General features: G+C 59.2%; 22 protein-coding genes. 16 read left to right on the plus strand and 6 right to left on the minus strand.

The features are described from left to right. The first annotated feature begins 53 nt into the window (after nt 1-53). The 13 genes from LDN12_RS03705 (at nt 54) to LDN12_RS03765 (ending at nt 12,092) form a co-directional block, all read left to right on the plus strand. Nucleotides 54-2,042, plus strand: coding sequence for a SpoIIE family protein phosphatase (locus LDN12_RS03705; RefSeq protein WP_223921340.1), 1,989 nt, complete (start codon nt 54-56; stop codon nt 2,040-2,042). Nucleotides 2,043-2,085: 43 nt separating this feature from the next. Further along, nucleotides 2,086-2,616: a SiaB family protein kinase gene (locus tag LDN12_RS03710; protein WP_223921341.1), complete on the plus strand. Its 531-nt coding sequence runs from the start codon at nt 2,086-2,088 to the stop codon at nt 2,614-2,616. 11 nt (nt 2,617-2,627) lie between these two features. Beyond that, nucleotides 2,628-3,005, plus strand: coding sequence for a SiaC family regulatory phosphoprotein (locus LDN12_RS03715; protein ID WP_223921342.1), 378 nt, complete (start codon nt 2,628-2,630; stop codon nt 3,003-3,005). 7 nt (nt 3,006-3,012) lie between these two features. Continuing rightward, the gene (locus LDN12_RS03720; protein WP_223921343.1) at nt 3,013-4,179 is read left to right on the plus strand and encodes a diguanylate cyclase; all 1,167 of its coding nucleotides are present in this window, start codon (nt 3,013-3,015) and stop codon (nt 4,177-4,179) included. Between the two features lie 231 nt (nt 4,180-4,410). Further along, nucleotides 4,411-5,283, plus strand: a complete 873-nt coding sequence (locus LDN12_RS03725; protein WP_223921344.1) for a bifunctional 5,10-methylenetetrahydrofolate dehydrogenase/5,10-methenyltetrahydrofolate cyclohydrolase — start codon at nt 4,411-4,413, stop codon at nt 5,281-5,283. A 101-nt stretch (nt 5,284-5,384) separates the two neighbouring features. After that, a complete protein-coding gene (locus LDN12_RS03730; RefSeq protein ID WP_223921345.1) occupies nt 5,385-6,224 on the plus strand; it encodes an SCO family protein in 840 nt (279 codons plus the stop codon). A gap of 122 nt (nt 6,225-6,346) precedes the next feature. Beyond that, a complete protein-coding gene (gene ctaD / locus LDN12_RS03735; RefSeq protein WP_275951771.1) occupies nt 6,347-7,966 on the plus strand; it encodes a cytochrome c oxidase subunit I in 1,620 nt (539 codons plus the stop codon). Further along, a complete protein-coding gene (locus tag LDN12_RS03740) occupies nt 7,963-8,565 on the plus strand; it encodes a cytochrome c oxidase subunit 3 (protein ID WP_223921347.1) in 603 nt (200 codons plus the stop codon). The genes ctaD and LDN12_RS03740 overlap by 4 nt, the downstream gene beginning before the upstream one ends. Before the next feature lie 9 nt (nt 8,566-8,574). Beyond that, nucleotides 8,575-8,865, plus strand: coding sequence for a cytochrome C oxidase subunit IV family protein (locus LDN12_RS03745; protein ID WP_223921348.1), 291 nt, complete (start codon nt 8,575-8,577; stop codon nt 8,863-8,865). Between the two features lie 9 nt (nt 8,866-8,874). After that, nucleotides 8,875-10,086, plus strand: coding sequence for a cytochrome c oxidase subunit II (gene coxB, locus LDN12_RS03750; protein ID WP_223921349.1), 1,212 nt, complete (start codon nt 8,875-8,877; stop codon nt 10,084-10,086). Continuing rightward, a complete protein-coding gene (locus LDN12_RS03755) occupies nt 10,083-10,898 on the plus strand; it encodes a protoheme IX farnesyltransferase (RefSeq protein WP_223921350.1) in 816 nt (271 codons plus the stop codon). The genes coxB and LDN12_RS03755 overlap by 4 nt, the downstream gene beginning before the upstream one ends. 50 nt (nt 10,899-10,948) lie before the next feature. Continuing rightward, complete coding sequence (locus LDN12_RS03760) at nt 10,949-11,317, plus strand: c-type cytochrome (RefSeq protein ID WP_223921351.1); 369 nt, start codon at nt 10,949-10,951, stop codon at nt 11,315-11,317. 154 nt (nt 11,318-11,471) lie between these two features. Next, entirely contained in the window at nt 11,472-12,092 is a 621-nt protein-coding gene (locus tag LDN12_RS03765) for a pentapeptide repeat-containing protein (RefSeq protein ID WP_223921352.1), read from the plus strand. A gap of 107 nt (nt 12,093-12,199) precedes the next feature. Here LDN12_RS03765 and LDN12_RS03770 read toward each other — a convergent pair whose 3' ends face one another. Beyond that, complete coding sequence (locus LDN12_RS03770) at nt 12,200-12,415, minus strand: hypothetical protein (RefSeq protein ID WP_223921353.1); 216 nt, start codon at nt 12,413-12,415, stop codon at nt 12,200-12,202. A gap of 510 nt (nt 12,416-12,925) precedes the next feature. Here LDN12_RS03770 and LDN12_RS03775 point away from each other — a divergent pair. Together LDN12_RS03775 and LDN12_RS03780 are read left to right on the plus strand one after the other, a co-directional pair. Then, a complete protein-coding gene (locus LDN12_RS03775) occupies nt 12,926-13,108 on the plus strand; it encodes a hypothetical protein (RefSeq protein WP_223921354.1) in 183 nt (60 codons plus the stop codon). 56 nt (nt 13,109-13,164) lie between these two features. Continuing rightward, nucleotides 13,165-13,695, plus strand: a complete 531-nt coding sequence (locus LDN12_RS03780; protein WP_223921355.1) for a MerR family transcriptional regulator — start codon at nt 13,165-13,167, stop codon at nt 13,693-13,695. Between the two features lie 81 nt (nt 13,696-13,776). Here LDN12_RS03780 and LDN12_RS03785 read toward each other — a convergent pair whose 3' ends face one another. From LDN12_RS03785 to LDN12_RS03800, 4 genes are all read right to left on the minus strand, one after another. Beyond that, complete coding sequence (locus LDN12_RS03785) at nt 13,777-14,697, minus strand: DMT family transporter (RefSeq protein WP_223921356.1); 921 nt, start codon at nt 14,695-14,697, stop codon at nt 13,777-13,779. A gap of 251 nt (nt 14,698-14,948) precedes the next feature. Continuing rightward, the gene (locus LDN12_RS03790) at nt 14,949-15,176 is read right to left on the minus strand and encodes a DUF3820 family protein (protein WP_223921357.1); all 228 of its coding nucleotides are present in this window, start codon (nt 15,174-15,176) and stop codon (nt 14,949-14,951) included. A gap of 3 nt (nt 15,177-15,179) precedes the next feature. Beyond that, entirely contained in the window at nt 15,180-16,148 is a 969-nt protein-coding gene (locus LDN12_RS03795; RefSeq protein ID WP_223921358.1) for a tRNA-dihydrouridine synthase, read from the minus strand. 53 nt (nt 16,149-16,201) lie between these two features. Continuing rightward, on the minus strand, nt 16,202-17,455 hold the full coding sequence (locus tag LDN12_RS03800) for a diguanylate cyclase (protein ID WP_223921359.1): 1,254 nt from the start codon (nt 17,453-17,455) through the stop codon (nt 16,202-16,204). Nucleotides 17,456-17,589: 134 nt separating this feature from the next. Here LDN12_RS03800 and LDN12_RS03805 point away from each other — a divergent pair, with 134 nt between their 5' ends. Next, nucleotides 17,590-18,240, plus strand: a complete 651-nt coding sequence (locus tag LDN12_RS03805) for a cation transporter (protein ID WP_223921360.1) — start codon at nt 17,590-17,592, stop codon at nt 18,238-18,240. A gap of 65 nt (nt 18,241-18,305) precedes the next feature. On the opposite strand, the gene LDN12_RS03810 is transcribed toward LDN12_RS03805, so the two are convergent. Further along, a complete protein-coding gene (locus tag LDN12_RS03810; RefSeq protein ID WP_223921361.1) occupies nt 18,306-19,685 on the minus strand; it encodes a DEAD/DEAH box helicase in 1,380 nt (459 codons plus the stop codon). Nucleotides 19,686-19,721: the final 36 nt, after the last annotated feature.

Raw genomic sequence — 19,721 nt, forward strand, 5'->3', positions numbered from 1 at the left:
GTGGTGCGTATGCCGTGAGCAGTTCATGCGCTGTCGGACACAAGGGTATTCTCATGGAATTTGGCAGCATCAGATCAAAGTTTATTGTCGTCATCGTGCTCGTGTATCTGGTAATCGGCTCGGTGACGATGTTTGCCTTTTATACCGGCAGCAACCGCATCATTGATGTTTTTGCCCAGCGTTTTGCCACGAAAGAAGCCTTGCTGGAGAAAAACAAGATCCTTTCCATCATCGACCGCGAGGTGGTACTGGCTCGGAAGATGGCGGACGACCCGGTTCTAAAGAGATGGGCCGTGGCGGAAAACAACCCCCAGGCGAAGCGAGAGGCCCTGGAGCAGTTGGAGAGTTACCGGCGATCCTTTCGGGATCATAGCTGCAACATTACCCTCAACTCTTCCCGCACCTACTATATGTTCACCGGCGAGGGGGTGCCCGGCAGGCCGGCAACCACGGTCCTGCATGCCGACAACCCGGCGGACAAGTGGTACTTCGCCACCATGCGCAACGTTGACGACTTTGCCCTCAATCTCGACTACGACCGGCTGATCAAGAAAAGCAAGGTCTGGATCAACGCCATCGTGAGAGGGGCGGGTGGCGAAAAGCTCGGAATCGCCAGCAGCGGTATCGATATCACCGATTTTCTCAACAAGATCGTCTATTCCAAGGAACAAGGGCTTTCGACCATACTGATCGATGGTTCGGGTATCGTCCAGGCCCACGAAGACCGGAAGATCGTTGAACACAACGCCAATGAGCGGGATGAAGGGAAGAAGGTTACCATCTATCGCTTGATGGACGATCCCCGGAAACAGGAACAGATGCGAACGGCCATTGCCACGCTTTCTTCCCAGAAAAGCGAGGTGGTGGCGTTTCCTGCCCGTTTCGGCGGAAAAAAGTATCTGGCCGCCGTTTCCTTCATGCCGGGGGTCGGCTGGTTCAATGTAGTCCTGGTGGATGTCTCCCGCGTCATCAGCATGCGTGAGTTTCTCCCCATTGTCGTCGTCATGTTCGTATCGCTTCTGCTGGTGATAGTAACCATCGCCCTTCTCATGAACCGCATGGTGCTGGCGCCCCTTACCAGTCTGTCCGCCGCCACCCGTCAGGTCGCCGGCGGGCGGTACGACATCACGCTTCCGGTCACGAGGAACGATGAGATCGGTGAACTGACGGCCACCTTCAATACCATGACCGAGACGGTCTCCGACTACACCAATAATCTGGAGACAAAGGTCAGGGAACGGACCGACGAGCTTTCCGCCGCCAACCGGATGGTGGAGGAGTCCCGGAACAGGATCATGGAGAGCATCAGCTATGCGCGCATAATCCAGGCCTCCATCCTGCCCGAACCGGACCTCATGTCGCGTTGTCTCGGTGAGCACGCCGTGCTGTACCGGCCCAAGGAGATCGTGGGGGGGGACTTCTACTACCTGCGGGAGTTGCCCGGCCGCTCCTTGCTGGCATGCATCGACTGCACCGGACATGGCGTCCCCGGTGCGTTCATGACCATGACCGTCAACTCGGTCATGAACCACGTGGTCGATGTTGTCTGTTCCGACGATCCGGCCCGCATCCTGGGCGAACTGAACCGCGTCATGCAGCAGACGCTGCATCTGCGCGACGTGGATGCGGGATTCGATATCGCCCTCTGCATGCTTGACCGGTACGCCGGGCGGCTGTTGTTCGCCGGTGCCGGGCTCTCGCTCTACATTGCAACGGCAGAAGGGGTGCATGAAATCAAGGGAGACCATCAACGGGTAGGCTACAAGGGTTCCCGGCTTGATTTTGTCTATACCAACCATGAGGTCGCTCTCACTTCGGGAGACACCTGCTATCTCACCACCGATGGGCTTTTGGACGAACCGGGTGGCGACTTGCGCTACGGCTTCGGTTCGGAGCGCTTCAAAGCGATGCTGGCCGGGTATGGCCGCCTTGCCCTGCCGGCGCAGGCCGATGCCTTCGAACGTATCCTGTCGGACTACCGGGGTACTAACCCGCAACGTGACGACGTTACCTTGGTGGGCTTCCGTCCCAAGCCCTGGTAACCTATCAAAACGGCCGATACTCATTTCGCGCAAGGAGGTAACGATGGACCTCTTTAAACTCAGAGAGGAATTTTCCCAGGAAGGCATCATGATGTGTTTCAACGGGCCCTTTTCCCACAGCATCATCGAGGAGATCGGTACCGCAATCAGAAACCATCTGGCAGCGGAGAACATCGCCCGAATGGCGGTGCAGGACGTGTTCGCCGTCTACATCGAGATGACCCAGAACGCCCGGAATTACCTTGTGTCGCGGGATATTCATACCGGGGATTCCGGCTCGGCCACCATCATCATAGCCAAGCAGGGGGAGTCGTACGCCGTCACCTCCGGCAACCTGATCCGGACGGAAGACATCGCCGATCTCAGCGCGCGGATCGATCGCATTAATGACCTTGACCGCGACGGTCTGAAGAAAGAGATCCGGCAGCAGTTGCGCAGTGAGGTGCCGCAGGGAGCCCTGGGGGCGGGAATAGGACTGATGGAGATTGCCAAGCGGGCTGTCGCCAAGCTGGAATATTCCATTCGGAACATTGACGGACAATATGCCTTTTTTACGCTGACCGTCTTGGTGTAGGAGGAGAGAGAATGAATACGCTTGATATACCGCAGTCATCGTCAACGCCGCTGATCAGGTTCGACGCCGTTGAGCGGAAGATACATATGTCGGGGGAGTCCTACCCTGAGAATTCCTTCGGATTTTATGCTCCCGTCATCGCCTGGACGAAGGAATATCTATCCGGTTTGAACGAGCTTCATCTCGATATCGACATCAGCTACATGAACAGCAGCAGCACCAAGTGCATGCTTGACCTGCTCGACCTCCTGGAGGATGCCCATACCAAGGGCGCCAGGGTCGCCATTATCTGGCGCTATGACCGGCAAAATCCCCGTTCCCTCGATCTGGCGGAAGAGTTTCAGGAAGAGGTTTCCCTGCCGTTTTCCATTGTTGCCACCGACGAATAGGAACGCCATGACGCGCAAGAGATCGAACATTCCTGAGAACGATGCCGCTTTGGAGCGGGCTGAGCGGACACTTTCCAAACTCTCCTCCCCCTCGGTGGATCTTGCCGCCGAATATGGCGCCCTTGCCGACAGCTACCGGGGCTTGCTGCGGAAACTGAACAAGACGCTCGTCATCAGCGATACTTACCAGATGCAACTCCGGGAGTTGATGAAACAGATCGAGGATACCACCTACAAGTATCGTCAACTCAAGGATGTTGCCTTGCCGCTCTGCGTCTATTGTAAAAACATCCGTACCGACAATGATTATTGGCAGCGTCTTGAAACCTATTTCGGCACCCATGCGGACATCATGTTCAGTCACGGAATCTGCCCCGAATGCATCAAGGCCACCACCCGCCAACTGGGTACCTGGCAGCAAAGAGAGACCTTCCCGGACATCCCGGTGACCTTGGAATCGCCCGTTGTCCCGAATGCTCCGAAACCGGCTGAAGATGAAGTCCTCAAGGAGCTGCACAGCCTGCTTCAGCGGAGTGCCGCAGACGGCAATCCGCTCACGCCCCAGTTGGAGCGGGTTGTGGGCAAGCATGCCAAGCTCCTGCGGCGTTTCAACAAGATATTCACCATCAGTGACGGGTACCAGTCACAGCTCATGGACCTGAAGGCGCGGTTGGAATTCTCGGCCCGGACCGATCTCCTCACCGGCATTGCCAATCGATGGGAGATCATGGCCCGGCTGGAGTCGGAGAAGAGCCGATCCGAGAGATACAAAAAGAACTTTTCCATCCTGATCGGCGATCTTGATCATTTCAAGGAGATCAACGACAATCACGGACATATGGCCGGGGACCGTGTCCTCAAGGCGGTTGCCGAGATTTTGCGCGGGCAGATCCGCACAGAAGACTTCTGCGGCCGGTGGGGGGGCGAGGAGTTTCTGGTCATCCTCCCGGAAACCGATCTGCCAAAGGCTTGTTCGGTGGCCGCAAAACTCCTTGCCAAGGTGCGGAAAACGGCCGTGCCGTGGGAGGGGAGGAGGATATCGACGACCATGAGCATGGGGATCGGCGTATTCAGGCCGGGCATGAGCATCGACGGGTGTCTGAAACAGGTTGACGACGCCCTTTTCATCGCCAAGTCCGGAGGCCGCGACCGATTTAGCATGGTTGCTGAGTGAGATCCGGCGGACTCATCCGGGGAACGATCTGCATGTCTCGCCGAAAGGCGGCCTTTCGGCCGCCTTTTTTCGTGGCCCCGATACGGATGCCGGTCGATTTTCAGCCATGGCCTGCGTAAATACGCACCCCTCGGTTGCGGCCCCCATCAATTTGTGATACTACTTTTAAGCGCCTTGGCTCCCGGTGAGGCAGGGGGATAGCGACAATTCTGAAGCGAGGTTTGTATAACCATGGAACTGCTGGACGGTAAGAAGTGCGCTGAGAGCCTGGTGGCCGATATTTCCAAAAAGGTCGCCGGTTATCTCGATTCCGGTCTGCGCAAGCCGCATATGACCATCATCCTGGTCGGCACGCACGCCCCCAGCGAATCCTATGTCAAATCCAAGATAGCCTCCTGCGGGAGGGCCGGTTTCGAGGGGGAACTGATCCGCCTGCCGGAAACGGTCACGGAACAGGAACTGCTGGCGAAGATCGGCGCCATCAACAGCGACCCGAGCACCGACGGCGTGATCGTCCAACTGCCGCTCCCGTCCCATATCAACGAGCAGAACGTCATCAACGCCATCGCCCCGGAAAAGGACATCGACGGTTTTCATCCCACCAATTTCGGCCGCATGGCCCTCGGCCAGAAAGCCTTTCGCCCGGCTACCGCCTATGGCATCTGCAAGTTGTTGCAATTTTACAACATACCGGTCAGGGGTAAACATTGCGTCGTCATCGGCCGCTCGAATATCGTCGGCAAGCCGATCTCCATCATGTTGGCCAACGATTTCGACATCGGCAACGCCACCGTTACCCTGACCCATATCGAGACGCCCCGACCGCTTTTGCTGGATGAAACGCGCCGGGCCGATATCGTGATCGTGGCGGTGGGCATTCCCGGCTTTGTCAGCGAGGATATGGTCAAGGAGGGGGTGGTGCTGATCGATGTGGGCATCAACCGGCTGGAGGATGGCAAACTCGTGGGTGATGTGGATTTTGCCGCCGTTGCCCCCAAGTGCTCCTGGATCACCCCCGTGCCGGGCGGCGTCGGCCGCATGACGGTGGCGGCCCTGATGATCAACACCCTGATGGCTTACGAAAACAACTTCAACCTGGTCTGAGGCCAGCGTCCTCTTCAAAACGGAGGGCGGCTGCAACGGCAAATGGACAGGACAGCGGGTACAACGCCATGGTAAGGTTAAACGGCACAACGACTCGGGTGATGCGGTGCGTAGCAACGATACTGCTCACTACGCTCATGCTCTTCCCCTTCCATGCCGGCGCCCACAGTGAGGACGCCTCTCAAAAACTCCGGGCCGGTGACCCCTTCCCTCAGGATGAGGGGCCGGCAGCCGGGGTTGACGAACACCTGGGTGCAAAGATTCCCCTCGACACAACCTTTCGAGACGAAACGGGGAAAACGGTCCGCCTGGGGGATCTGATTACCGGGCCGACCATCATCCTCCCCGTGTACTACAGTTGCACCAATGTTTGCAATTATCTGCAGGGAGGCCTGGCGCGGGTGCTGCCGGCCATAAAATACCGGCCCGGCACCGAGTATCGGGTCATCTCGCTCAGCTTTGACGAGAGCGAGACCCCGCAGCTTGCCGCCCGCTACAAGCGCATGTACCTGACCTCCATGAATGTCCCCTTTCCCGAGGACGGCTGGCGCTTTCTGACCGGCGATGCTGCGAACATCCAGCGCGTGACCGCCGCAGCAGGATATCGTTTTCAGCGCAGGGGTCGTGACTTCATTCATCCGGTGGCGAGTCTGGTGGTCGCCGGGGACGGGACCATTGTCCGTTACCTGTACGGCACGACCTTTCTGCCCAAGGATGTGACCCTGGCCCTACTGGAGGCGCGGGGGGGCAAGGCCGGTGCCTCCATCCGCAAGGTCATGGAGTTTTGCTTCAGTTTCGATCCCGCCGGCAAGACCTATGTCTTCAACCTGCTGCGGGTCAGCGCCACGGTGGTCATCCTTTGCGCCGGAGGGTTCCTGGCCTTTTTGTTGGCAGGCGGGAGGAAGCGGAAAAGACCAGGCAACGGAGATGAACGGGGCTAACGGGGATACCGGCCGCTATCTTCCTGTTGCTGCCTTTATTCCTTGTACCTCGCCCCTGAAAAAATTCGAGATAATTCCGCAATTCTCCGTATGCAACCTTCTTCACCTTTCCGGGAGGTTTGATGACCACTGATCAACTGACGACACCCTCAAGTTTCTGGAACGATACCGGCAAGACCGGCATTGCCTCCTGGATTTTTTCTACCGACCACAAGCGGATCGGGCTGCTCTATTTCTATTCCACGTTCGGTTTCTTCCTCGTCGGCGTGCTGCTGGGACTCTTGCTTCGCCTGGAACTGATCGCCCCGGGGCGCACCATCATGGGGCCCGAGACCTACAATGCCACGTTCACCGTGCACGGGGTGGTGATGATCTTCCTGTTCATCATCCCCGGCATGCCGGGTGCGTTCGGCAATCTGATCATGCCGATCCAGATCGGTGCCCGGGATGTGGCCTTCCCGCGTCTGAACCTGTTCTCCTGGTGGCTCTATGTCATCGGTGCGGTGATCGTGCTCACCTCGCTTTTCACCGGCGGTGGGCCGCCCGATACCGGCTGGACCTTCTATGTGCCCTTCAGTGCCCGTACCGGCACCAATGTTTCCCTGGCCGTCCTGGGAGTCTTCACCGTCGGTTTTTCGTCGATCCTGACCGGTCTCAACTTCGTGACGACCATCCACCGCCTGCGAGCCGAAGGGATGACCTGGGGCAGGCTGCCGCTCTTCGTCTGGTCGATCTACGCCACCGCCTGGGTCCAGATCCTGGCAACGCCGATCCTGGGCATCACCCTGGTGCTGATCATGGCGGAGCGCATCCTGGGCGCCGGTCTGTTCGACCCCGGCCGCGGGGGAGACCCGATCATGTACCAGCACCTGTTCTGGATCTATTCCCATCCGGCGGTGTACATCATGATCCTGCCCGCCATGGGGGTGATCTCGGACGTTATCCCGGTCTTTGCCCGCAAGCCGGTTTTCGGTTACAAGATGATCGCCTTTTCCAGTATCGCCATCGCCGCGGCCGGCTCACTGGTCTGGGGGCACCACATGTTTACCAGCGGCATGAGCGATACGGCCATATTGGTGTTCTCCTTCCTGACCTTCATAGTCGCCATCCCATCAGCCATCAAGGTCTTCAACTGGGTCTCGACCCTGTACAAGGGGTCCATCTCCCTGGAGGCCCCTATGCTCTTCGCGCTCAGCTTTATCCTGCTTTTTTCCATCGGCGGACTGACCGGACTGATCCTGGGCGCAGCCGCCACCAACATCCATGTGCATGACACCGATTTCGTGGTGGGGCATTTTCATTACGTGATGTTCGGCGGTACCGGCTTTGCTTTCTTCTCCGCCATGCATTACTGGTTGCCCAAATTCTACGGACGCAAATACGCCGAAAAACCGGCTATCGTTGCCTGGGCGCTCATGTTCACGGGGTTCAATATCCTCTATTTCTCCATGATGGTGCTCGGCCTCAAGGGGATGCCCCGGCGTTACTACGACTATCTTCCCGAATTCGCGCCCCTCAATCTGGTAGCGACCATCGGCAGTTGGATCCTGGCCGCCGGACTGATCGTCATGCTGGTAAACCTGTTCCGCGGCCTGTTCTGGGGTGAACCGGTGGGGAGCAATCCCTGGGGGGGAGCGACCCTGGAGTGGAGCATCCCCACGCCGCCGCCCACCGAAAACTTCGAAGAAGAGCCGGTGGTTACCCACGGACCCTACGATTACACCAAGGCAGGCGTGCCATGAACCACGTGGCGCACAAGGACTACGCCGGGGCAAAGCTCGGTATGTGGCTGTTTCTGTTCACGGAACTGCTCCTGTTCGGTGGCCTGTTTCTGCTCTATTCGGCCTATCTCTCCCGCTATCCCCATGAGTTCGCGGCTGCGGGTCGGGACATGCATGTGGGTTTCGGGACGCTCAACACGGTGATCCTCATCACCAGCAGCCTGCTGGCGGCCATGGCGGTCACCGCCATTCAACGGAACGAACGCCGGAATGTGCTTTTTTTCCTGGGTGGAACGCTCCTCTGCGCGATAACCTTTCTTTTCAACAAATACCTGGAATGGAGTGCCGAAATCGGCAACGGCATCTATCCGGGCTCTCCCCGCCTGATCAAAGGTCCGCCGGGAGAGTCGGTGTTCTACAGCCTCTATTATCTCACCGTCGGTCTCCATGGTCTGCATGTCCTGATCGGCGGAACACTTCTGGCGGTGGTGGCGGTACGGGTCAAACGAGGGACCGTCCACGCCGGCGATTTCGTGCTGCTGGAAAACGGTGCCCTGTACTGGCATCTGGTGGATCTGGTCTGGATATTCATCTTTCCGCTGTACTACCTGATTCTCTAGGAGGCCGACATGACGCAGGATAACACGGCCCATCACATTATAAGCTACGGCAAGCTCGTAACGGTCTGGCTGGCGCTTCTGGCCCTGACCGGCCTGACCGTGTGGGTGGCCCATCACAACGTCGGGATCGGCCATGTCTGGGGCTCGCTGGCCATCGCCTGCCTCAAGTCCGGCCTGGTGGTCGCCTTTTTCATGCACATGAAATACGAGGGGCGTCTGTTGCGATGGCTCCTGTTTATCGCCTTGGTAACCCTGGCCATTTTCATCGGATTTACCTTCTTCGATGTGCTCTACCGCTGAGGAGACGCCGTGGACACTACTCATCTGATAACGACAACCGAGGCAATCGACCCGGTATTCATGTTCATCTTCGGTGCCTGCCTGGTCCTGTTGCTCGGCATCACCGCGGCCATGGTGCTCTTTGTGGTCCGCTACCGCCGTTCCCGCTCCCCGGAGCCCACATCGCAGGCCTCGGGAAACCTCTGGCTGGAGGTCGTCTGGATTGTGCTCCCGACCCTGTTGGTACTGGTCATGTTCTTTTATGGCTGGTCCGGCTACCTGGCGTTGCGCAACGTGCCCAAGGGTGCCATGGAAGTGACCGCCACGGCCCGCATGTGGTCGTGGAGCTTTACCTACCCCAACGGAAGGACCAGCGCCAAGCTGTACGTGCCGGTGAACAAGCCGGTCAAGGTTGAGCTTGTTTCCCGCGACGTGATCCACGGTTTCTACCTGCCTGCCTTCCGGGTCAAGCGGGACGTGGTGCCGGGGATGAAGAACTATGCCTGGTTCGTTGCCACCAAACCAGGTTCCTATGACCTGTTCTGCTCCCAGTATTGCGGCACCGGCCATTCCGCCATGATCACCACCGTGGAAGCGCTACCCGAGGCGGAGTTTGGGGCTTGGCTGGAACAGCGAACCGGCAAAGAGGAACATGCCGGTCATGAGCTTCTCGAAAAACATGGCTGCCTGGGCTGCCACACCCTGGACGGCAAACCGGGGGTCGGGCCCACGTTCAAGGGACTCTGGGGGCGGAGCGAAACAGTTCTGAATAATGGTTCGGAACGGCATATTACCGTTGACGAGGCCTACCTGCGACGTTCCCTGCTGGAGCCGAATGCCGATGTGGTAAAGGGGTTCCAGCCGATCATGCCTCCCTTTGCCGGTGTGCTCAAGGAGGAGGAGATCAAGGCGATCATCGACTATCTCCGTACCGGTGGGGCCGTGCCGGCCAAGCGAGACGGAAGGAAGCTGGCCCAGGAAAAGGGGTGCCTGGTCTGTCACTCCCTGGATGGCAGCCGCGGCGTCGGCCCCACCTTCAAGGGGCTGTTCGGCGCCCGGGTTACGGTACAGAGAGGAAAGGCAAAGGTCACTGTTTCGGCCGACGAAGGATATCTGCGGGAGTCGATCCGCCAACCGGCCGCCGATGTGGTGGAAGGGTTCCAGCCGCTCATGCCCACCAATCCCGACCTGTCCGATGAGGATGTGACGGCCCTGGTGGAATTCATCGAGGGGCTCAAGTGATTGCCCCCCTGCTCAGGCTGTTCCGGCCGCGCCTGGCGCTTTTGAACGGCGTTGCCGCACTGGGTGGCTACCTTCTGCACCCGGCCGCGGTGAATTTCGTTTCGGTTGTGGCCCTGGTGGGCGGGGTGGCGCTCCTGGCCGCGGGAGGTTCCGCCATCAATCAGGTGCTGGAGCGGGACCTGGACAGCCTGATGGTACGTACCAGCCGTCGGCCCCTCCCGCGGGGGGAACTGACGCCGCTTTCCGGGACGGTCATCGGCCTGGGCACCATTATGGTTGGCCTGATAGTGCTGGCCCTTGTGGGTGGCCCATTGCCCCCGCTACTTGGCGTAGCGTCCCTGACGTGGTATCTGGCAGTCTATACCCCCCTTAAACGCCGCACCTCCCTCGCTTTGGCTCTGGGAGCCGCGTGTGGTGCCGTGCCGCCGCTGATAGGCTGGTGCCTGGCCGGGGGCGGTGTTTGGGATTATCGGATCATGCTTCTGGCCGGGCTTTTGTACCTGTGGCAGATACCCCATTTCTGGCTTTTTCAGCGCCGACATGCCGCTGATTACCGTTTCGCCGGTATTCCGCTCTTCTGTTCCCCGGTCAGGGGGGGCGGCCTGTTCTGGCTCTGGATGTTTGCCGTGCTTGCCGCTGCCATGCTGTTGCCCGCCTTCGGCATTATCGGGCAGCATGTCGCCCTCTGGTATGTCGTCTTCCCCCTGCCGCTGGTGGTGATCGCCCTGATGCGTTCCGAAAGGTTTCTTTTTTCGTATCTCAACCTCTTTCCGCTTCTGGTGACCGCGACGCTCTCTCTCGGCCATTGTTGATTGAACTGCAAGCGGGTTGTTCCGTACCTCGTTCGAATCGGGAGGCTCTCATGTTCAGATCGACGGTTCAGGTTTGTACGGTTATGATGGTTGCGGTGTTTCTGCTGGGCGGATGCAGGAATGAATCTCCCCAGGATGGGGAACGCCTTCCGGCGGCGCCTCCTCAGCAGCAGTTGAGCAAGGGGGAAGATCTGTTCAAGCAGTACTGCGCCGCCTGCCACCCCGACGGCGGTAATGTCAGCGACCCGGAGCGGACCTTGCGGGGTTCGGTCCTGCGTTCCCATCATATCGTCAGGCCCGAGGATATCGTACGGATCATGCGTACCCCCATTTCGCGAATGATCCGTTTCGATGCGTCAACCCTCTCCGACAGAGACGCCAGGGCAATTGCAGAGTACGTGCTGTACGCCTTCAGATAGAGCGGCTGTCACTACAGGCAAGAGGTACGGGTTTTCTCGTTTGGAGAACCGTGGGCGCCCGTTGCATTTTTTTGCCGGCATGATACTATCAGCCACACATTTTTTCCCCTTGAGCCGTTTTCAACCGGCTTCGAGGGCACAAGGCAGGTGCGTCATGACTCTATTCCGGGTGTTTGGTGTTGCAGCGGGTCTCTATGTGGCTGCTTCAATAGCGGGTCTTCCCTCTTCAGGCGTATGGGCCGCGGAGGGGGCGGGTGGAGTCGGCGATTCCGCCGTCCCGGCGGCGTCGGACCAGGTTTCTCCGGTTCCCCAAAAGAGCGTCGGCGCGGTTGTCCCCAAAAAACGTAAAAAGAAAAAATCGTTGGCCAAAAGCAAGAACGTGCGCAAGATCTCCCCGGCGATAGCCGAGACAGTCCCCGGCAAAAGGCTCTCCCTCGAAGAGGTCCTGGCACTTGTGAAAGCGAACAGGGACCTGTCGGGTAAAAACCTGAGCGGCATGAGTCTGGTGGGAGTTAATCTCAGCAAGTGCAACCTGAAAGGCGCCGATCTGAGCAATGCCAATCTGGAGAGGGCGGACCTGGGGGAAGCTGACCTGGAACGGGCCAACCTTGCCGGAGCGAACCTGAAGATGGTCAGTCTGAAGTTAAGCGGTCTGGCCGGTGCGAATCTGGAAAATGCCACTCTGGACGGGGCCATCTGGCAGGACGGCAGAATCTGCGGGAAGGGGTCGCTCGGCATGTGCCGGGAGTCTGTGCCCCTCTATTCCGCAAAATGATCTTATTCCCCTACCCATTCCAACTGCTCTCTTCGGAAGGGGAGGCTGAAACGAGAAAAGGCGGCCTTTGGCCGCCTTTTCTCGTTTGAACCGTACATCGCCGTCGGTTATGCCGCCAGATGAAGGTCGTCGTTTTCCATGTGTTTGGAGAGCGCTTTGAGAAAAGACGTCTCCTTGCCGTTCTTAATGGCCTCCGTCAGCGTACTATCCGTCGTCCGGGTCGTTCCGCAGAACAGACAGGTCACCACGTTCTCGGCCGCCCCGTCTGCGCCAGAATCGATCCCGAAATAATGTTCATTGGTGTTGCATACTGGGCACGTCATTCTTCTTCTCCTTATGATCCATATCGTAAATTTAGTTATACTATAATTGATACAGCTTGGGAATGCAAGTGGTAATACCAATATTATTCTTATAAAACAAAATGTTACACGATTGTTGTATTGCTGACTAGATATGTTTTTTATTTTTAGTCGATAATATAGTTTAGTATTACTTTAACATGCTGGAATTATATAACAAAAATAAAACAAACGTTATTTTGTAATCGGTCGATACCCGGCCACCCCAATCTTGCCCTTAAAACAGGTGTCTGCCACGGGCTCGCGCTTCTCGTGACGTTGGCGTTGCGATTGGCAGAGGATTGTCCCGGTAAAAAAGCATGCTTCAAGGTATCCATGATCGGCAAGCGCCATCTTGGGGTTGGATATCGGGACTTGGGTGGCAATTTCGTCTGTGGCGGCGTTTTTTTGATTGACCCGTCCACCGCTTCATAGTTCAGACTTGTTTCCATCATGGCCGTGATACAATTCCAAACATGAAGGAGCAATACCATGGGAAAGAAGATCGGAGTTGAAGAATGGGTGGGGCGTTTCCGGGCAATCGGGCTGGACGATGCCGCCATGAAGCGTTGGCATGAGTTGTTCGAACAGGAAAACCCCGAGGGGCACCAGAGTTTCCTGGAGTGGCTGGGGGTGCCGCAGGAACAGGCGGACCGGATACGCGGCGGAAAATGACAAAACGCGGTCCCGCAAGGACGGGGCCGCATACCTTTTCTCGAACAGGATCTCCAATGTACACGATCTCCAAACTTGCCCGGAACTTCGGGCTGTCGCGCAGCACCCTTTTGTACTACGACCGGATCGGGCTCCTGTCTCCCGCCGAGCGGTCCCGATCCGGCTACCGCCTCTATTCGCCCGCAGAGCGCGGGCGGTTGGAGACCATCTGCTCCTTTCGTCGGGCAGGCCTGGGCATCGAGGATATCCGGTTGATCCTGGCAACAGCGGAAGAGGGGCCGGATGCCGTGCTAAGACGCCGCCTGCTGGAAGTCGGCGATGCGATACGGGATTTGCAGGCTCAGCAGCGCCTGCTGGCAGGCATGCTGAAGATCAAGCTGGAGGGCGGCCCGAACGCCGCAGTGGACAAGGCCACCTGGGTGGAGATGCTGCGGCAGGCGGGTATGGATGAGGCGGGCATGCGGCGCTGGCATGGGGAGTTCGAACGCCGTTCCCCGGAAGGTCACCATAACTTTTTGCTCTCACTCGGCGTGAGCGAGCAGGAAACCGTGCAGATCAGGACCTGGTCGAGAGCCGAACGGACGTAACAACGGGGCACGCACCTGTCCCAAGGGTGCATGCCCCCCTTTTTTTAGCTCATCATAACGGTGCTGCCGACTCTCGGCGGGTCAGGCGTCCCGTATTCTTTTCCCGCCGGTGAGGAGCACACCCATGGCGCCGGCCAGTAGCAGCGCGCCGAAGATACCCCACGAGCCGAGTTGTTCGCCAAAGATCAGCCACGCCAGGAGTGTGGAGGTAAGCGGCTCCAGGAGCGTGCAGATGCTCGCCGTGGTGGCGGTCACGGAGCGCATGCCGGCGATGAACAGCACATAGGCCAGGGCGGTGGGGACTATCCCCAGGTAGATGAGCAGGCCCCATCCCGGGGCCGGATAGTGCACAACGAGCCCCTGGGGCAGATTACAGAGGAACAACAGCAGCGCTCCGGCGCTGAAGCTTATGGCGATGGGCTGGAAGGGGTGATAGCGGCCGGCCAGCATCCCGGTTGCCAGGGCTACGACGGCATAGCCGAATGCCGAACCGAGCGCCAGAAGGTGCCCGGTCACGCCGTTTTGGTGCCCTGGACCACCCTGCCCGATGCCGACCAGCATGGCCGTGCCGGCCAAGGCCAGGACCAGCGCCAGGAACAGACGGCCCGTCAGCTGTTCTGCGGTGAAGAGTACCGATAGCAGGGCCACCATGACCGGGGCGGTGCAGAGGGTGATCAGGGTGGCCACGGCAACGCCGATCCGGGCAATGGCGGCGAAATAGCAGGCTTGGTAGAGGGCCGTCATGGCCCCGATCAGCATCATCAGGGCGAAATCGCGGCGGGTAACCCGCAGCATCCCCGTCCCGAGCTTGAGCCAACAGGCCAGGAACAGGGCCGGCACCGCAAGGGCCAGGCGAAAGAATCCGATGGAAAGCGGAGTGGTTGCCGTCATGGTGTAGAGCGTCTTGGTGCTGATACCGACGGTGCCCCACAGGACCGCCGCCAGCATGACCGAAACCAGACCGCTCCGCGCCTCGGTGCGGCGTGTGATGGAGTTGTACATAATGTCTCCCTATCCGTTTTTGAGTGATAAAGGCGTGCTTACGGACAGGCGGGCGCAACTCCGGCGTTGACGTTCAATGACGTGGGGGTGGAGGAAAAGCGGGTGCCAACCTGTCCTGTCAGGCAGGGATAGGTGGCGGCGGTGGCAATATGCTCAGATGGGGATAAAACATGCACATGCCTATAGCATTGTTTTGGGAGGAAGTCACGAACTAACCTGAAGGATACGTATCGTTTGCCAGACACGGGACGCTAGCGCAACGGATCGAAGAGGTATTCCAGGCCGTTGACCTTGATCTCGTGGATCGTCCGCAATTGGTCGCCCAGCTTGCCTTTGGGGAAACCCTGCTGGGCGAACCAGACCACGTAGGGCTCGGGCAGGTCGATCAACAGCCGCCCCTGATATTTGCCGAAGGGCATGCGGGCCTCGGCCAAGTCGATCAAGTGTTGCGGGTCCGCGAGAGGTGGTGATGTGTCCATGGCTTACTCCAGTTCTGCGAGACGGGCGCTGAACGCCGCCATGGTCCTGGCTTTGCGGAGTTGGCGGATGTCATGCTCGAAGTCGGCATCGTCAAAGGTCGCCAGCACCCCCTTGACCTTGCTCAGAACCTGGGTCTCCCCGCAGAACAGTTCTCCGTAACGGGCCAGAAGTTCCCCGAGATACCGTTGCAACATGGCGGCCCGCTCGCTCCTGGTCGGTTCGGCGGGAGCACTTCCGCGCAACCGTTGGAAGAGCAGCGGGTCGGCAATGGCGCCCCTACCCAGCATGAGCCCGGCGGCGCCGCTTTCCTCCAGCAGGCGGGCTCCGTCTGCGGCGGTGCGGATGTCGCCGTTGGCGATGACCGGCAGGCGGGTTTGCCGCACTACCTGGGCGGTAATGGCATGGTCCGCCAGCCCTTGGTATTCCTGGACCACCGTGCGGGGATGGAGTACGAGGAAATCCACGCCGGCGGCTTCGAAGAGGGGCAGCAATCCGAAGATCTGATTCGGGTCATCATAGCCGGCGCGCAGCTTGACGGAAAAACTGCCCGAAATGGTCCCGCGCAACGCGAAGAAGATCTCCTCCAGCAGTTCGGGGCGTTGCAACATGCCGCCCCCGGTCAGGCCGCTGGTCATTCTCCCGTAGGGACAGCCCAGGTTGAGATTGATGTGCACGGCTCCCGCGGCCTGGGCGGAGCGGGCGGCGGAGACCAGGGCTTCGCAGCCGTGACCGATCAGCTGTACCACCAGAGGTACACCATCCTCCTGGGGGGCGATCTCGCGAAGGTCCGCCGCCGAGAGCCGACGTACCGGCGCGGCGGCGTTGACCCGCATGAATTCGGTGAACACCGTATCGGGGCGGGCCCAGTCGATGAACAAACGCCTCATGGCCCGGTTGGTCAACCCCTGCATGGGCGCCAGCATCAGGGGGGGCTGGCCCGCTTGCCACGGGAGCGGGGGAACGGAGGTCATGGGTGGTGCCCCGCTAGTGATCTCTGCGGTGTCCCCATTGTCGGCCGGTGGTCTCATCGTGTCCCCGCAAGGCAAACCTGGTTCCTGCCTCTGTTTTTTGCCTTGTAGAGCGCCTCGTCGGCCGCCTTGAGCACATCCCGGGGCGAGGTCTGCCGTGCTCCCGGTTCGGCCACGCCGATACTGACCGTAACCGATACCTCGCCGGACCGGTGTGAGCCGGAACGGCGGCTTTTGCCCCGCTCCTCATCCTTGGGCCGGTCTTCCCCGCGTAGCGTCATGCGGTAATCGGCAATGGCCTGGCGAAGCCGTTCCAGGTGCGGGAGCGCCTCCTTGGAACTCTTGCCGGGAAACAGCACCGTGAACTCCTCGCCGCCATAGCGGAAGGGGGAACCGCCCCCCGTCATATTCATCAGGCGTGCCCCTACCATCTTAAGCACCTGATCCCCCACATCGTGACCATAGGTGTCATTGAATCCCTTGAAATGGTCCACATCCACCATGGCAATGGCATAACGGCTCCCCAGACCCGGCAATTGCTCGTTGAGCACACGACGGGAGAGAAGGCCGGTGAGATCGTCGCGGAACGCCATGTTGTAGGAATCCTGAATGACGGCCATGATCTGAATGAGGGCGGATGCGGCGCAGAATGTCTCCGGCACATGGGGTGACCACATCCACCGGAACACGACGTAGAGGGTAACGCAGCAGGCGAACATGCTCCCCTCGATCGGTGAGCCGAGGGAGACGGCTCGCCGCAGGGCAACGCCCGCCGCCAGGAGGATGAGAAGCAGGCTCAACTGCGGCATGGCGAAGCGTTCGAGTGCCGGCCAGTGGACAATCGGCTGCGTGAGGGAGACCCACAGGGCATGATGGTCAAGGCGAACGGTCAACCACACGGCACCGGTCTGCACGGCAACGAATAACAGGCGCATGCGTCCCGCCGTACTCCAGAATCCCTTTTCACTCATTAAAGCAATGAGCAGGATATTGAACGGCACGACAACCGTGAGGACGCGATAGATCAGCCATGCCTCCGGGGTATCGGTGCCGTGGGCGAGTTGGGTGCGAAAGAGGTAGTAGCATATCCCCACGGCCAACTGGGCGAGAAAGACCCGTCCCCGTCGGAAATGGCAGGCAAGGAGCATCCCTACGCCATACAGCAGGTAAGGGGCAAGAGGCACCAAGCTCTGCTGTTCCGGAGAAAGCCGAGGGATCTGGAAGACGATGACCCAGGCGGCAAAAAGAACGGCCGTCGGGACAAGAATTGAGGAGATCTTTCTGAGCATGGGAATGGCAGAGAATAGCATAAAGCCAAGCGGCATCCAAGGTACAATTGTTTGGCTTTGTGCTGTTTTTTGTGAGCATTGCGGGCGCAATTTGGTGTAAGATCGCAATAAAATGACCTGGAGCCCCGCAGTGAAGACGGGGGAAAGTGAATCTAATGAGCGCTCTTGAGCAGAGGAACCTTTACGCCCGCGCCAACTTCCTGGCGGTGTTCACCATCGTGTACAATTTTATTGAAGGTGTCGTTTCCCTGTGGCTTGGTGCCGCCGATGAAACCCTGGCGCTCTTCGGATTCGGGCTGGACTCGTTTATCGAGGTGGTTTCGGCGGTCGGCGTCTGGCACATGGTGAAAAGGATCAGGGCCAATAACGGGGAAACCAGGGATGAGTTCGAACAACGGGCGTTGCGCATAACCGGCGTTTCTTTCTATGTCCTGGCGTCGGGATTGCTCCTGAGCGCCGTAGTGAACATCGGCCGGCAGCATAAACCGCAGACGACGATGTGGGGGATTGTTGTCTCGGCGGTCTCAATATCCTTTATGTGGGCTCTGATTCACCATAAGGTGAAGGTGGGCAGGGCGCTCAATTCTGCGGCCATCCTGGCCGATGCGGCCTGTTCGCGGGCATGTGTGTATCTGTCGCTGGTTCTTCTGGTTGCCAGCTTGGGGTACGAATTGACCGGGATCGGCAGTCTTGATGCCGCGGGCGCCATGCTGATCGCCTGGCTGAGCTGGCGGGAAGGGAGTGAGGCGTTCCGGAAGGCCAAGGGGATTGCGTGCTGTTGTTGCGCCGGGGAATGCGGTGAGTGACGGCGGGGAGCCGCAGCCGCCCCTGTTGCGGCGGCTGCGATTTCGAAGTGTGCAATCGGATGTAATCAGGGCCTGCTGCTGGGGCCTCGCCATTGGCGCTGCTTTCCGCTACGCGCGGCGTCGGGCTTGGCACCCGCTTTTGCCGCCGGTTGCTTCTGGGCGGCCTTTGTTTCTTCGCCGGCAACCTCGCTCTTGGTTCGGAATGGCCCGGAACCCCGGACGGGGCCTTTGGTCTGCTGCCTGGCGTCGGCTTTTGCAGCCGGCCGGCGGTTGCCCTGCTCATGGGGGTGCCGCTTGAACTCCTCATCCTTCTGGGGTGCCGGAACCGTGTAGTCAAAATCCGGCAGCGTCTTGCGGTCGATCTGTTTGCCCAGCAACTTTTCCAGCGTCTTGATGGCGCCGGTATCGTCCCTGGTGACGAACGTTATGGCCTCCCCGGTGCGCTCCGCCCTGCCGGTCCGCCCGATCCTGTGCACGTAGAATTCGGCCGTCTCCGGCATGTCCAGGTTCAGGACCAATCCTATCAGTGATACGTCGATCCCCCGGGCGGCAATATCGGTGGCCACCAGAATCCGGTATGAACCGTCCCTGAATCCGTCCATGGCTTCCTGGCGCCGGTTCTGGGAGAGGTTGCCCTGTAACGACGCGGCCTGGTAACCGGCTTTGACCAGAAGTTCGCCGACCCGCTTGGCCCGGTGTTTTGTCCTGGTGAAGACCAGTACCGAACCCTCGGTATGCTTTTCCAGTATCTTCATCAACAAGGCTGTTTTCAGGTGCTGTTCGACAGGGTAGAGGGTGTGCCGCACCGTGGTGGCGGGCTTGATCTTGTCGATCTGCACGGTCACGGGGGCCTTCAGCATCTCTTCGGCCAGTTTACGGATTTCGTCCGGCATGGTGGCCGAGAAGAGCAGGGTCTGTCTCTTGGCGGGAAGTTTCAGGAGGATCTTTTTGATTGTCGGCAGAAATCCCATGTCGAACATCTGATCGGCCTCGTCAAGGACGAGGACCTCGATGTTGTCAAGCACGGCCACCCCTTGTTGCATGAGGTCCAGCAACCGTCCGGGGCAGGCTACGATGATCTCGGTGCCTTTTCTGAGGGCGGCTATCTGGGGCGTCTGGCCGACGCCGCCGTAAACCGTGGCGCTTTTCAGGCCGGTCTGGCCGGCGAACAACCGGAAGGATGCCTCGATCTGTTCTGCGAGTTCGCGCGTCGGGGCGATAACCAGTGCCCGGGTTACGTGGCGCGCGCCCTTGCTCAGCCGGTCGAGTATGGGCAGCGCGAAGGCAGCCGTCTTTCCTGTCCCGGTCTGGGCCAGGCCGAGCACATCGCGTCCTTCCATTATCTTGGGTATGGCTTCTTTCTGGATCGGTGTCGGGTGCGAGTAGCCTGCCTCGCGGATACCGGCCGACACTGCCGGGTGAAACTTGAAATGGGTGAATCCCATAGTTTTGTTGCCTTTCTGTCCTGTTGTTGGTTTCGC

The organism is Geobacter sp. AOG2 (genome assembly GCF_019972295.1).
In the GTDB taxonomy this organism is placed as follows: domain Bacteria; phylum Desulfobacterota; class Desulfuromonadia; order Geobacterales; family Pseudopelobacteraceae; genus Oryzomonas.

Excerpts from the sequence above, each read along its gene's own strand:
- LDN12_RS03760 (WP_223921351.1), top strand. The coding sequence starts at position 10,949 with ATGTTCAGATCGACGGTTCAGGTTTGTACGGTTATGATGGTTGCGGTG.
- LDN12_RS03705 (WP_223921340.1), top strand. The coding sequence starts at position 54 with ATGGAATTTGGCAGCATCAGATCAAAGTTTATTGTCGTCATCGTGCTC.
- LDN12_RS03800 (WP_223921359.1), bottom strand. The coding sequence starts at position 17,455 with ATGCTATTCTCTGCCATTCCCATGCTCAGAAAGATCTCCTCAATTCTT.
- LDN12_RS03805 (WP_223921360.1), top strand. The coding sequence starts at position 17,590 with ATGAGCGCTCTTGAGCAGAGGAACCTTTACGCCCGCGCCAACTTCCTG.
- LDN12_RS03720 (WP_223921343.1), top strand. The coding sequence starts at position 3,013 with ATGACGCGCAAGAGATCGAACATTCCTGAGAACGATGCCGCTTTGGAG.
- LDN12_RS03745 (WP_223921348.1), top strand. The coding sequence starts at position 8,575 with ATGACGCAGGATAACACGGCCCATCACATTATAAGCTACGGCAAGCTC.
- LDN12_RS03790 (WP_223921357.1), bottom strand. The coding sequence starts at position 15,176 with ATGGACACATCACCACCTCTCGCGGACCCGCAACACTTGATCGACTTG.
- ctaD (WP_275951771.1), top strand. The coding sequence starts at position 6,347 with ATGACCACTGATCAACTGACGACACCCTCAAGTTTCTGGAACGATACC.
- LDN12_RS03710 (WP_223921341.1), top strand. The coding sequence starts at position 2,086 with ATGGACCTCTTTAAACTCAGAGAGGAATTTTCCCAGGAAGGCATCATG.
- LDN12_RS03795 (WP_223921358.1), bottom strand. The coding sequence starts at position 16,148 with ATGACCTCCGTTCCCCCGCTCCCGTGGCAAGCGGGCCAGCCCCCCCTG.
- LDN12_RS03780 (WP_223921355.1), top strand. The coding sequence starts at position 13,165 with ATGTACACGATCTCCAAACTTGCCCGGAACTTCGGGCTGTCGCGCAGC.
- LDN12_RS03765 (WP_223921352.1), top strand. The coding sequence starts at position 11,472 with ATGACTCTATTCCGGGTGTTTGGTGTTGCAGCGGGTCTCTATGTGGCT.
- LDN12_RS03785 (WP_223921356.1), bottom strand. The coding sequence starts at position 14,697 with ATGTACAACTCCATCACACGCCGCACCGAGGCGCGGAGCGGTCTGGTT.
- LDN12_RS03770 (WP_223921353.1), bottom strand. The coding sequence starts at position 12,415 with ATGACGTGCCCAGTATGCAACACCAATGAACATTATTTCGGGATCGAT.
- LDN12_RS03725 (WP_223921344.1), top strand. The coding sequence starts at position 4,411 with ATGGAACTGCTGGACGGTAAGAAGTGCGCTGAGAGCCTGGTGGCCGAT.
- LDN12_RS03740 (WP_223921347.1), top strand. The coding sequence starts at position 7,963 with ATGAACCACGTGGCGCACAAGGACTACGCCGGGGCAAAGCTCGGTATG.
- LDN12_RS03715 (WP_223921342.1), top strand. The coding sequence starts at position 2,628 with ATGAATACGCTTGATATACCGCAGTCATCGTCAACGCCGCTGATCAGG.
- LDN12_RS03810 (WP_223921361.1), bottom strand. The coding sequence starts at position 19,685 with ATGGGATTCACCCATTTCAAGTTTCACCCGGCAGTGTCGGCCGGTATC.
- LDN12_RS03775 (WP_223921354.1), top strand. The coding sequence starts at position 12,926 with ATGGGAAAGAAGATCGGAGTTGAAGAATGGGTGGGGCGTTTCCGGGCA.
- LDN12_RS03730 (WP_223921345.1), top strand. The coding sequence starts at position 5,385 with ATGCGGTGCGTAGCAACGATACTGCTCACTACGCTCATGCTCTTCCCC.